The sequence below is a fragment of the Pseudomonas sp. BLCC-B112 genome, from assembly GCF_028550695.1.
In the GTDB taxonomy this organism is placed as follows: domain Bacteria; phylum Pseudomonadota; class Gammaproteobacteria; order Pseudomonadales; family Pseudomonadaceae; genus Aquipseudomonas; species Aquipseudomonas danubii.
In genome coordinates this window covers 154,787-167,751 of record NZ_JAQQGK010000001.1, presented here as the reverse complement: position 1 = coordinate 167,751, position 12,965 = coordinate 154,787, and the positions used below count along the sequence as shown (strand labels likewise).

At 59.8% G+C, this 12,965-nt stretch carries 11 protein-coding genes; 7 read left to right on the top strand and 4 right to left on the bottom strand.

The window, feature by feature from the left end; genetic code table 11:
• Window positions 1-11: 11 nt before the first annotated feature.
• Window positions 12-953 (bottom strand): AEC family transporter, encoded by a 942-nt coding sequence (locus PQT43_RS00750; protein ID WP_102878363.1) that lies wholly within the window; start codon window positions 951-953, stop codon window positions 12-14.
• A gap of 166 nt (window positions 954-1,119) precedes the next feature.
• Between PQT43_RS00750 and PQT43_RS00745 the strand changes: the two genes are divergently transcribed.
• The gene (locus PQT43_RS00745; RefSeq protein WP_213664734.1) at window positions 1,120-2,760 is read left to right on the top strand and encodes a phospholipase; all 1,641 of its coding nucleotides are present in this window, start codon (window positions 1,120-1,122) and stop codon (window positions 2,758-2,760) included.
• A gap of 13 nt (window positions 2,761-2,773) precedes the next feature.
• On the top strand, window positions 2,774-2,965 hold the full coding sequence (locus PQT43_RS00740; RefSeq protein WP_102861129.1) for a hypothetical protein: 192 nt from the start codon (window positions 2,774-2,776) through the stop codon (window positions 2,963-2,965).
• Window positions 2,966-3,146: 181 nt separating this feature from the next.
• Here the strand turns inward: PQT43_RS00740 and PQT43_RS00735 are convergent, their stop codons facing one another.
• The 3 genes from PQT43_RS00735 to PQT43_RS00725 all read right to left on the bottom strand — a co-directional run bounded on the left by PQT43_RS00735 (window position 3,147) and on the right by PQT43_RS00725 (window position 6,787).
• Complete coding sequence (locus tag PQT43_RS00735; protein WP_110596012.1) at window positions 3,147-4,874, bottom strand: ABC transporter ATP-binding protein/permease; 1,728 nt, start codon at window positions 4,872-4,874, stop codon at window positions 3,147-3,149.
• 97 nt (window positions 4,875-4,971) lie between these two features.
• Complete coding sequence (locus PQT43_RS00730) at window positions 4,972-5,532, bottom strand: response regulator transcription factor (RefSeq protein WP_025132017.1); 561 nt, start codon at window positions 5,530-5,532, stop codon at window positions 4,972-4,974.
• A complete protein-coding gene (locus PQT43_RS00725; protein ID WP_102878360.1) occupies window positions 5,525-6,787 on the bottom strand; it encodes an ATP-binding protein in 1,263 nt (420 codons plus the stop codon). The genes PQT43_RS00730 and PQT43_RS00725 overlap by 8 nt, the downstream gene beginning before the upstream one ends.
• Before the next feature lie 239 nt (window positions 6,788-7,026).
• Between PQT43_RS00725 and PQT43_RS00720 the strand changes: the two genes are divergently transcribed.
• The 5 genes from PQT43_RS00720 (at window position 7,027) to PQT43_RS00700 (ending at window position 12,863) form a co-directional block, all read left to right on the top strand.
• Entirely contained in the window at window positions 7,027-7,743 is a 717-nt protein-coding gene (locus PQT43_RS00720) for an SIMPL domain-containing protein (RefSeq protein WP_170001154.1), read from the top strand.
• Between the two features lie 222 nt (window positions 7,744-7,965).
• Window positions 7,966-8,529 (top strand): helix-turn-helix domain-containing protein, encoded by a 564-nt coding sequence (locus PQT43_RS00715; protein WP_102878358.1) that lies wholly within the window; start codon window positions 7,966-7,968, stop codon window positions 8,527-8,529.
• 263 nt (window positions 8,530-8,792) lie between these two features.
• On the top strand, window positions 8,793-9,230 hold the full coding sequence (locus PQT43_RS00710) for a hypothetical protein (protein WP_267269377.1): 438 nt from the start codon (window positions 8,793-8,795) through the stop codon (window positions 9,228-9,230).
• A 113-nt stretch (window positions 9,231-9,343) separates the two neighbouring features.
• Window positions 9,344-10,969 (top strand): ABC transporter substrate-binding protein, encoded by a 1,626-nt coding sequence (locus PQT43_RS00705; protein WP_102878356.1) that lies wholly within the window; start codon window positions 9,344-9,346, stop codon window positions 10,967-10,969.
• 307 nt (window positions 10,970-11,276) lie between these two features.
• Window positions 11,277-12,863, top strand: coding sequence for an ABC transporter substrate-binding protein (locus PQT43_RS00700; protein ID WP_110653059.1), 1,587 nt, complete (start codon window positions 11,277-11,279; stop codon window positions 12,861-12,863).
• The last annotated feature ends 102 nt before the right edge of the window (window positions 12,864-12,965 follow it).

Below are 12,965 nucleotides of genomic sequence, written 5' to 3'. Positions count from 1 at the left end.
GGTGAACAGCTTCAGATCCACCCACCCCACTGCAACACAAAGATCCCAATGTTGGTGGTCACTGCCGCCATCACGGTGGTGATAACGATAATGGCCGCCGCCAGCTCATGATTGCCATTGGCCGCCCGGGCCATGACATAGCTCGCTGCAGCAGTCGGACTGCCGAAATACAGAAACAGAATCCCCAGTTCCGCCCCGCGAAAACCGCATAACCAAGCGCCAAAGGTTGCCAGCGTCGGCAGGCTGACCATCTTCAGCAGGCTGGAGCTCATGGCCATCCGCCCACTGTTGCGCAAGGCCGCCATGGACAACGTGCCACCGATGCAGATCAGCGCCAGAGGCAGACTCATCTGTGCCAGGTACTTTCCCGAAGTCTCCAGCCAGCCGGGAAGGCTGATCTGCCAGTAGGCAAACGGCGCAGCCACCAGCACGCTGACAATCAACGGATTGCTGAACACACTTTTGCAGATGCTCCAAGGGTCGGACTTGATCGCCGGGCTGTAGACCGCCAGGACCACCGTCGACAGGGTGTTGTAGTAAAGAATCACCAACGCGGCGAGCAGCGCCCCCAGGGAAATCCCGTAATCCCCATACATGCTGGCCGCCAGGGCCAGGCCGATGATCGCGTTATTGCCGCGAAACGCCCCCTGGGTATAGATCCCCCGATCCACCTTCGGGCAACGCCAGATGGCCCAGCCCCAGGCCAGGGCAAAACAGACCAGGGTGGCCACCGAAAAGTAGATCAGCACGCCAGGCTTCAGCGAGGCATGCAGGTCGGCATGGACAATGCCGAGAAACAGCAAGGCCGGCATGGTGACGTTGAACACCAGGGCCGACGCCGTATGGATGAAGTTGTCGTTGATCCACCCCACCCGCTTGAGTAGCAGCCCCAGAAACAGCATCGCAAACACCGGCGCAGTGATCGCCAGGGTTTCGAAAAAAATAGCCAGCATGCGCGGGGGGACCTTGAGCCTGTCGTTAGGGCGCTAATGATAATCCAATCAACCCGCCCTCACGTAACCGTCTTCTTGACGGCGTGTCATTTTCAATTATGCTCACGATAACTGTATATACATACAGTTAAATCAAGCATAACCATGACATATCAAGGAGCTAGAAATGTCAGGACTCTCTGCACAGATGCAGCAACAGCCACAACAGGCCGGCAAGATCATTGCCGATCTGGACCGTTTGTTCACTGAACAAGGCATCGCCATTTCCGGCGATGGCGACACCCTGGTGCTGGTCACCGACGGCCACCACACCATCAAGTACCACCGCCCGGAAGACCTGCCCCGCCCCCCGCAAAAGTCCGCCAGGGGCTTGCCTCAATTGCGTTTCGAGGGCGGCGAACACACCGCCATCGGCGACAGCACCCTGCTGCGTTTCGTCAAGGATGCGCCGCCCATCCCCGCGTGGCAGGTCGAACTGCACCTGCCCAACGGCCTGGCCCTGACTTACGGCCAGGTGGTTGCCCTGGGCGGCGATTTCTACGGCATTCCCGAGCAGCCGATCTGCGAAGGCGCAACGCCGGCTGATCGAGTGCAACGCTTTACCGCGGCCTTCAACTCGCTGGCAGTACTGCCGGCGGCGAAAGACGAAGCACGACAGATCCTCGCGGTGATGCAGAAGGAAATCGTTGCCGCCAACCAGGCGATCCGCGACGGCAAACAGCCCCACGAAGCCTATGACGCCCTGGGCGATACCCTGTCTGAAGAGTGGAACCGGATCACCGGTGGCGGCAGCGCGGTCTCCGCCCTGTTCCCTCTGGGGCGCTACCTGAAGCTGGCGGCCAACAATGCCGACCACTTTGGCGAATGGGCCCTGGCGGCTTATATCGCCGGGCACACGGCCGCACTGCAACAAGCGGTCCTGGCGGGTAAGACTGCCGACGACAAGCAACTGGAACTGGCCTATGCGATGAACGCCTTCGCCGACCACTTCCTCACCGACCTGTTTTCTGCCGGCCATGTACGAGTGCCACGCAAACAGGTGGCGGCGGTGGTCACCCCCAGCGACCTGGGCTCGCTGATTACCCGTTTCATGCACGACGAGGACAGCAAGTTCGGCCTCAATGTCAGTAACGCCCAGGGCGACCGCTGGCACGCCTACGGCGACAAGCGTTATTTCGACAGCGTCGATCATCGCAATCGCCAGCAGGTGAAACAGGCGGTGCAGCGTTCCGCAGACGAGATCTTTACCTGCTACCTCAGCGGTAACCTGCCGGCGCCCGCCAGTTACGCGGCTCTCAAGGCCTTACCGGATCTGAATGCCGCCAAGAGCGGCAATTTCTCGCCACTGTTCGTGATGAGCGGTGACAAAGTGCTGCGCCGCAGCGACGTCAACAATCTCAATGACAGCAAGACCATCGACAACTGGTGGGGCTGGAGCACCTACCTGCTGCTGAAGAACTACAGCCCGAACAAGCCGACGGGCTACCTGGAAACCCCAAGCGCGGTCCCGACAATCCTGGCCGATGGCTGGCAAAGCCACACCCCCAGCGAGCCCAACTGGCTCCCTGGCCAGGCGGTGCGCTATGCCCTCAGCGAAACCAACGGCTTGAATGAGTCATACATAGGTCCCTGGTCGGCCTACATGGAACTGGGCGACAGCTTCCAGCCGACCTTGAGCATCCCGGCCGGCACCAGCAACAGCAGCGCCACCGGACGCAATGTGTTCCGTCAGTTCCGCGGAGGCTCGCCGGAGCTGATCGGCTCCATCGACAAGAACGCCAGCCGCTTCATCGACCGTAACGCCTGATAAGGAAATCACCATGGCTATCAACCTGAAACTGCAACTGGCCTCCGGTCAATCCCTCAAGGACGCACCTCTGGAGCTGCTGCTCAACGGCGCTCCCATTGCCCGCGCCTGCGTGGATGAACACGGCAACGTGGCCTTCAACGCCAAGCCGGGAAGCGGCCAACTGGCCGTACGAGTTGACCGTTCGATCCTGCACAAAGCCTAACCGCGCGCTGTAGGAGCGGGCTCACCCGCGAGCAGGCCTCCTGCTCCGCTGCGCCAGCGCCGGTTCATGGCCCTGGCGCAGCCGGCGTCATTGCCCTCAATGATCGCCAACCCCTGATTTCACCGAGACGTCCTCCCGAACCTCGCACTCAAGCCAAGCGGCAAGGCTTACCTGGCCAGCGTCATACGGTCACCGTCTGTTCCAGCAAATGCCCCTGCTCAATGCGTACATGGCGGGGATGGAAGCGCTTGAGGCTGCTGCGATGGCCGACGCTGACAATGCTCAGCCCCGGCAACTGATCGATCAACGCCTGGTACAGATTGGCTTCATCTTCTTCATCCATGGCCGAAGTCGCCTCATCCATGTACAGCCATTGCGGCGCATAGAGCAGCGCCCGGGCAAACGCCAGCCGCTGCTGCTCCCCCGGCGACAACATGCGCTGCCAGTGATTGCTCTCGTCCAGACGCGCCACCAGATGGGGCAGGCGGCAAGTTTCCAGGACCTGTGCATAACGCTCCTGGGGATAGCTGTCGCCCGACTGTGGATAACTCAAGGCTTCCCGCAGGCTGCCAATAGGCAGGTAGGGCTTCTGCGGCAGGAACAGGTAGCGCTGGTTCGGCAGCAAGATGCTCCCGTGCCCCGCCGGCCACAAGCGTCCCATGGCTCGCAACAGGGTGCTCTTGCCACTGCCGGAGCGACCACTGAGCATCAGTCGCTCGCCAGGATTCACGGTCATCTGGGCACCGGCCAGCAAATGACGGCCATCCGCCAGATCCAGACCCAGATCACGCACCTGCAATTGTTCGCCCTGGTGCTGCACGTCAATCGCCGGAGGACGCTCCTCGTTTTCACTCATGGCCTGGCGGAAGCTCAACAGACGGTCACAGGTAGCGCGCCAGGCAGCGAGCTCCGAATAAGCGCTGATAAACCAACTGAAGTTCTCCTGGACATTGCCGAACGCCGAGTTGATCTGCATCAGCTCTCCCAGCTCGATCTTGCCGGCGAAGTAACGCGGCGCGGCGACAATAAACGGGAAGATGATCGCGATCTGGCCATAACCGGCGGTGAAGAAGGTCAGGCGCTTGGAGACCTTCATGATGTCCCAGAAGTTGTGCCAGACCTTGCTGAAACGGCTGCTCAGACGCTGGTTCTCATTCTTCTCGCCGTCGTAAAGGGCAATGCTCTCGGCGTTCTCCCGGACTCGCACCATGGAGAAACGCAGGTCGGCTTCAAAACGTTGCTGTTGATTGTTCAGGCCGATCAAGCGACGCCCGATCAGGTGGGTCAGCCAACTGCCGACCACCGCATACACCAGGGCGCACCAGAACATATAGCCGGGAATGGTATAGCCCATGACCTCGATACTGCCGGATACACCCCAGAGGATGATGGAGAAGGACACCAGGCTAACCACGTTGCGGATCAATCCCAGGCCCAGGGACAAGGTGTTGGTGGTGAAGCCGTTGAGGTCTTCGGAAATCCGCTGGTCGGGGTTGTCGGTGTAGCCGCCCTGCTCCAGCTGGTAGTAGTTCTTGTTGCCCAGCCAACGGGCAAAGTGTCTTTCGGTCAGCCAGGCGCGCCAACGGATGGTCAGCATCTGGGTCAGGTACAAGCGATACACCGCACCGAGAATGGCCACCGCGGCGATCCCGCAGAAATACAGGATCAGGCTCCAGAAAGCCGCCTCGTCCTTCTTCTGCAAGGCGTTGTAGAAGTCCTTGTACCAACTGTTGATCCATACCGAAATGGCGACACTGAACAGCGACAGGCCAATCACCGCGATCAGCAGCAGCCAGGCCTTGCCCTTCTCTTCACTACGCCAGTAAGGGGTAATCATGGCCCAGACCCGGCGAAAGAATTGACCGCGCACAGCATCGTTGACCGCGGAGTACTCAGCGTTCTGATTCATCGTTGTGGCTCGATAGGGAGAAGGACAAGCGTTGAGCCGATCTTAGTAGATCGGCTCGCTTTTTCACGGTGTCCAGCGACATTCATTCAGTCGCGGTTCAGCGACGCACGGGACGCTTCTGCAATTTGCGCTGCAAGGTACGGCGATGCATGCCCAGGGCCCGGGCAGTGGCGGAGATATTACCTTCGTGCTCGGTCAGCACACGCTGGATGTGCTCCCATTGCAGACGGTCCACGGACATCGGGTTTTCCGGCACCAGGGTGTCCAGGTCCGCATGTTCGGAGAGCAGCGCGGCCAGCACATCATCGGCATCCGCGGGTTTGCACAGGTAGTTGCAGGCACCGCGTTTGATGGCTTCCACCGCCGTGGCGATGCTCGAATAACCGGTGAGGATCAGGACGCGCATTTCCGGGTCCAGCTCCAGCAGCTTGGGCAGCAGCACCAGCCCGGAGTCGCCATCCATCTTCAGGTCCAGCGCGGCGTAGTCCGGCAAATCCTGCTGGGCGATGGTCAGGCCCTCTTCCGCGGAACCTGCGGTACTGACGCGAAAGCCCCGGCGGCTCATGGCGCGTGCCATTACCCGGGTAAAGGTGGCGTCATCATCCACCAGCAACAGATGCGGCAGTTCTTCGCCTTCGACTTGGATCTCTTCACTCATGGTCGTCTCCTCGGGCGGCACGGGGCAGGCGCAGCTCGGTGAGCGTTCCGCCTTCCTCATGACTGTAGAGTTTCACTGAGCCACCGGCGCGGGTCACGCTGGCCTTGCTCAAAAACAGGCCCAGGCCGAAGCCTTTGCCCTTGGTGGTAAAAAACGGTTTGCCGATCTGCTCGGCGATGGCCAAGGGTACTCCGGCGCCGTGGTCACGAATACTGATGGTGAGGTTTTCCGCATCCCAGTCCAGGCGCACCTCCAGACCTTCGGCACAGGCATCGGCTGCATTGTTCAACAGATTGAGCAAGGCCTGGGTCAAGTCCGGCGGCGGCGCCAGGCGCGGCACTGGTCCCTCTCCCAGCAGATGAAAGCGGTAGCTGGCCTCGGGACGCATCAGGTGCCAGCGATTCAAGGCTTCGTCCAGCCACTGGGTGACTTCCTGCATCTCCACCGCCATACGGCGATTGGCCTCGGCGGCGCGCACCAGTTGCTGCAGGGTTTCCTTGCACAACTTGACCTGGTCCTGGAGCACGCTGAGGTCATCCTGTAACAGCGGGTCGGGATGGTCCTGGCGCATCTCCTTGAGCAATACGCTCATGGTCGCCAGCGGCGTGCCCAACTCATGGGCGGCACCGGCGGCCTGGGTCGCCACGGCCAGCAATTGCTGATCGCGCAGGCCTTCTTCACGGCGGATCGCCCGCAATTCTTCCTGACGGCGCAACTCTTCGGCCATGCGTGCAGCGAAGAAGGTGATCACCGCAGCCGCCAGGGCAAAACTCAGCCACATGCCATAGACCTGCAGGTTTTCCCGGGCGATGGGGAAAGTCTGCAAGGGATAGAACCGCGCCAGCAACAAGGTGTAGAGGGTCAGGGCAATACCCGACAGCACCACCGAATAGCGCCAGGGCAAGGTCACGGCGGCGATCGTCAGGGGCACCAGATAATAGGAGACGAAGGGGTTGGTAGAGCCGCCGGAGAAATACAGCAGCACACTGTGGATAAACAGGTCACAAGCCAGTTGCAGGGCATATTCCAGCTCCGTCACCGGCCACGAGGTTCGCAAGCGGATGGCGGTGAAGGCACAGAGCACCATGGAAAACATCAAGGTGACGCCCAGTTGCAACCAGGGCAGTGGCAACAGTTCCAACCAATAGGCGAGCCCCACCGAGCCGGCCTGAGCAGCCAGAACCAGGGTACGAATAAAGGTCAGGCGCCAGAGGTTCTGACGAGTGGCAGACAATAATTTTAAGGGGGCGAGCATGAGCTCTCCTGATGAGCGCTCCAGGGCAATCGGCGGGAGTATAACCAAGCAGCCCCCGCCACAGGCAAAACTGCGGCAAAGCGTCACAGAAAAACAGTGGCAAGCTGCACGCTTTGAGCTACAAGCGTATTGGCTCTCAACATGCAGCTTGCGGCTTGAAACTTGCCGCAGCCCCACACTGTCTGAATGTTTCACGCAGGCTCTGAGCTGATCCTGCGGACCGCACTCAAGGAGTTTCCATGCAGCATTTCAGTCGCAGCCTCGCCCTTCTGGCCCTCAGCGCCGGCACCCTCACCAGTCTGCCCGCCCTGGCCGCCGATGAATTGCACTACAACCAGATTTCCCTGCGGGCCGAAGTCAGCCAGGAAGTGGCACGGGACCTGATGATCGTGACCCTCTACAGCGAGTCGCAGAACAGCGACCCAGCCAAGCTTGCTGCAGAAATCACCAGCATCATGAACAAGGCCCTGGGTCAGGCCCGCCAGGTCAAGGATGTGACGCTGCGCCAGGGCAGCCGCAACAGCTACCCGATCTACGACGATAAAGGCCAGAAGATCACCGGCTGGCGTGAGCGCGCCGAACTGCGCCTGGAAAGCTCCGACTTCGCCGCCTTGTCCAAGCTCACCGGCGAACTGCTGGGCGACCTGAAAATGGCTGGCATGGACTTCGCCATCGCCGACCCGACCCGCAAGGCCAGCGAAGATGCCCTGCTCAAGGACGCGGTCAAGGCGTTCAAGGCCCGTGCTCAACTGGCCACCGAAGCCCTGGGTGGAAAGGGCTACAAAATCGTCAACCTGAACCTCAACAGCAACGGTTATCCACAGCCCTACCTGCGTGCGCCAATGATGATGAAGGCCGCCAGCATGGATTCGGCGCCCGTGACTCCGGAAGTCGAGGCTGGCACCAGCCAGGTCAGCATGACCGCCGATGGCGCCATCGAAGTGCTGATGCCGTAAACCTCTCCCAGCGTCCCCCAACGGCGGTAACCTCCAGCGCAAACCGAGGTCACCGCCGTTTTTCGTGACCAGGCATTTCAACCGGCACCCGACGAACTCGGCTCAGGGTAGGTGCGTTCGGCCACCAGGGTGATGCTAAAGTTACGCACCTCGGTATTGCGCCTGCCAGGCGTCATGGGTGTCTGCCGGGTATACTGCTTCTTTCCTATAAGAGTCTCTCTAATGACCGCAGATCGCATCGGCGAACGCCTGCGCCGCTATCGCCGCGCCGCCAAGAAAACCCTGCGCCAAATTGCCAGTGAATCCGGCCTGACCGCCAGTTTCCTCTCCCAAGCGGAACGCAATCTCACCGGTGTATCGATCTCGTCTCTGGTCAACATTGCCAAGTCGCTGAACGTTCCGCTGAACGCTCTGTTCGACCAGCCGACCCAGGCGCAACCCGACTCCCACGACGGCAAGCGCGTGCGCTACACCATCGAAGGTCAGCCACTGGCCTACGAACGGCTGTCCAGCTCCTTTCCCGGCAACCTGATCAACGCGGTGAAAATGAACATCCCGGTGGGCTATCAGTCGGAACTGATCTCCCACGATGGCTCTGAGTTTTCCTACGTTCTTTCGGGACAGATCGTCTACACCATCGAAGGTCAGCAATATCCACTTGGCGCCGGCGACTCGGTGCACTTCGACTCGACCAAGACCCACTGCCTGGCCAATGTCGGCAACGGCCCGGCGGAAGTCCTGACGGTCACGACCATGGGCCTGTTCGACGACCATTCGGCGGCGTAAGCCCCACCCGCAGTCGCCTGCCGAACCTTACAGAGGTACCTGTGCGCAAGAGAAATGTTAGTCAGGCTTAATTTTCGTTGACCACGATTTCAGCATGACTTAATTTCGGCATCGGCGAATTGACAAACAACAACACAACAAGTGATCGCCATCGCCGCACAGGGTCCATGGGGCTGCATTCACGCCCCATAGAAAGGCGAGTTACCGCGGCCCACAAGGCCAATCCTCAGATATGCCCTAGAAAAAGAAAAAATGAGGTTTGCATGCGTAAGACCTTTCCGCTTCAGGTTTGGCAGACAGCGGGGCTGATCCTCGACACGCCACTGTCACGCGCCACCAGCAACCTCCACAGTGACAACTTCACTGCGAGCCACGACTTCAACACCGCCGACGATGCGCTGTCCATTCGCCATCGCCTGCAAGGTCCCGGGCAACCGTCTCCAACGGCCTCCCCTACACCGTCGTTCTACGCCATCCGGTCAACCGGATGCGTCGAAGATTTGCGCCTGCCTGAAAAGGTCTGGCGGCTCAAGCACAAGCCAGTCGGCACCCGTTCCATTGATGCACCAAGCGGGGGCGCTAACAGCCCTGTTTGCCCAATAGAAAAGCAATGCATGCACCAGAAAAGACCTGCGCAAACGGTCAAATGCGTCAACATTTATACAAATGCGTCATTCGTGTACGTTCGTTCCACTCTTTGAGACTTGTGTCGGCCCTGCATCTTGCAATGGGTATGAGGGCTGCATAAGTATCGGCGGGTCGACTCACAAGGTCGCCCTCTACTCCAAAAATGACAACAAATCATGAGGCCACCATGTTCAAAAAAGCAGTCCTTCCGTTTTTAGTCAGTGCCGGCTTGCTGGCCAGCACCCCCTTCGCCCACGCGGCGACTAACCTGGTGTTCTGCTCTGAAGGGAGCCCGGCCGGTTTCGACCCTGGCCAGTACACCACCGGAACCGACTTCGATGCCTCAGCCGAAACCCTCTACAACCGCCTCAGCCAGTTCGAACGTGGCGGCACCGCAGTCATTCCGGGCCTGGCCACCAGTTGGGACATCTCGGACGACGGTCTGACCTACACCTTCCACCTGCGCGAAGGGGTCAAGTTCCACACCACGCCGTACTTCACCCCGACCCGTACCTTCAACGCCGACGACGTGCTGTTCACCTTCAACCGCATGATCGACAAGGACATGCCGTTCCGTAAGGCGTACCCGACCGAATTCCCGTATTTCACCGACATGGGGATGGACACCAACATCACCAAGGTCGAGAAAGTCGACGACAAGACCGTCAAGTTCACCCTGAAAACCGTTGATGCCGCATTCATCCAGAACCTGGCCATGAGCTTTGCCTCCATCCAGTCCGCCGAGTACGCCGACAAGCTGCTCAAGGAAGGCAAGACCAGCGATATCAACCAGAAACCGATCGGCACAGGTCCCTTCGTTTTCAAGAGCTACCAGAAAGACTCCAACATCCGCTACACCGGCAACAAGGACTACTGGAAACCTGAAGACGTGAAGATCGACAACCTGATCTTCGCCATCACCACCGACCCATCGGTGCGCATCCAGAAGCTGAAGAAGAACGAATGCCAGATCACCCTCTTCCCGCGCCCGGCCGACCTCAAGGCGCTCAAGGAAGACAAGACCCTGAAGATGCCTGAACAGGCAGGCTTCAACCTGGGCTACATCGCCTACAACGTGATGCCGGTGCTCAAGGGCCGCACCGACGCCAACCCGCTGGCTGACCTCAAGGTTCGCCAGGCACTGGACATGGCCGTCAACAAGCCGCAGATCATCGACTCGGTCTACCAGGGCGCCGGCCAACTGGCGGTCAACGCCATGCCGCCGACCCAATGGTCCTACGACACCAGCATCAAGGACGCCAAGTACGATCCCGAGAAAGCCAAGCAGTTGCTCAAGGAAGCGGGCATCAAGGAAGGCACCCAGATCACCCTCTGGGCCATGCCGGTACAGCGCCCGTACAACCCGAACGCCAAACTGATGGCCGAGATGCTGCAGTCCGACTGGGCCAAGATCGGTCTCAAGGTCAACATCGTCAGCTACGAGTGGGGCGAGTACATCAAGCGCTCCAAAGGCGGCGAGAACCAGGCGATGATCATCGGCTGGAGCGGCGACAATGGTGACCCTGACAACTGGCTCGGCACCCTGTTCGGCTGCGATGCAATGAACGGCAACAACTTCTCGAAATGGTGCGACAAGCCTTATGACGCCCTGATCAAGCAAGCCAAGGCCACGTCGGATGTGGCCAAACGCACCGAGCTGTACAAGCAGGCGCAACACATTCTCAAAGATGCCGTTCCGATGACACCTATCGCTCACTCGACGGTGTTCCAACCCATGCGCGCCAACGTGCAGGATTTCAAGATCAGCCCCTTTGGCTTGAACTCCTTCTACGGCGTAGGCATCGGCAAATAAGGTTCTGCAACGGCGACGTCCCTGGTGTCGCCGTTGTTTTACCGCCCCCCCTGAAAGCGTCCGGCCCTGGGGTCGAGATTGCGTCCTTTTGGACGTGATCTTTCGAATTTAGAGCCGATTCCTACAAGCCTTTCAGGTACAGCGCATATACGACCCAGCCTTCGGCTCCTAACGTCGAGGCATGGCAAAACTGCGTCTATCGGTGGGCATTTGCTGCAGCCATGGTTGGGCATCAATGGCCTGTACAGGCTCCAGGAAGGAGCCAGGGTCCATTGATCATCACAACAAAAAATGGAGATGGACCGTCATGCGTCATTCGTTGATTTTCTCGGCCCTGCTGGCCACCAGTTCGATCTGCAGCGCTGCCGACCGCAGCCTGGTGTTCTGTTCCGAAGGCAGCCCCGCAGGCTTTGACACCGCGCAGTACACCACCGCCACCGACAACGATGCCGCCGAGCCGTTGTACAACCGCCTCGTGGAGTTCGAAAAAGGCGCAACCAACGTACTGCCGGCCCTGGCCAAGAGCTGGGATATTTCCGAGGACGGCCTCAAGTACAGCTTTCACCTGCGTGAAGGGGTGAAGTTCCACAGCACTCCCTACTTCAAGCCCAGCCGTGACCTCAACGCCGACGACGTGCTGTTCACCTTCAATCGCATGCTCGACGCCGAACATCCGTTCCGTAAGGCCTATCCGACGGAGTTTCCCTACTTCAACGGCATGAGCCTGAACAAGAACATCGCCAAGGTCGAAAAAACCGACCCCATGACCGTGGTCATGACCCTCAACACCGTGGACGCCGCGTTCATCCAGAACCTGGCCATGAGCTTTGCCGCGATCCTCTCCGCCGAATACGCCGAGCAACTGCTCAAGGCCGGCACGCCCAGCCAGATCAACCAGCAACCCATCGGCACCGGACCTTTCGTGTTCCAGCGCTACCAGAAAGACTCGCAGATCCGCTACGCCGCCAACCCGCATTACTGGGACCCGAGCCGGGTCAAGCTCGACAGGCTGATCTTCGCCATCAACACCGATGCCTCGGTACGCGTGCAGAAGCTGCGCGCCGGCGAATGCCAGGTGACCCTGCACCCGCGTCCCGCCGACATCGATGCCCTGAAAAACGACCCGAAACTGCAAGTCATCGAGAAGCCCGGCTTCAACCTCGGCTACATCGCCTACAACGTGCAACACAAACCCTTCGACCGCCTCGAAGTGCGCCAGGCACTGGACATGGCGGTGAACAAGCAGAGCATCCTCAATGCCGTGTACCAGGGCGCCGGCCAGTTGGCGGTGAACGCCATGCCGCCCACCCAGTGGTCCTACGACGAGACGGTCAAGGACGCTGCCTACAACCCGGAAAAAGCCCGTGAGCTGCTCAAGGCTGCCGGGGTCAAGGAAGGCACGGAAATCACCCTCTGGGCCATGCCCGTGCAACGCCCCTACAACCCCAACGCCAAGCTGATGGCCGAAATGCTCCAGTCCGACTGGGCGAAGATCGGCCTCAAGGTGAAGATCGTCAGCTACGAATGGGGCGAATACATCAAGCGCACCAAAAACGGCGAACACGACATCAGTCTGATCGGCTGGACCGGAGACAACGGTGACCCGGACAACTGGCTCGGCACCCTGTACAGCTGTGACGCCATCGGCGGCAACAACTACTCCATGTGGTGCGACCCGCAATACGACCAGCTGATCAAGCAAGCCAAGGTCGTCACCGACCGTGAACAGCGCACCGAGCTCTATAAGCAGGCCCAGCAGTTGCTCAAGCAGCAAGTGCCGATCACGCCTGTGGCCCACTCGACGATCAACCAGCCGTTGAGTGCGAAAGTCGAGGGTTTCAAGGTCAGTCCCTTCGGCCGCAACTCCTTCTCAGGTGTCAGCCTGACCCCATAACCGATGAGCCAGAACCCTGAGGGCGACTCTCGCCCTCACGCAGGCGCTTTGCCTGAATTCGGCGACTGAGTCGCGTGCAAACGTTTGCGAAGCCTTGAATGA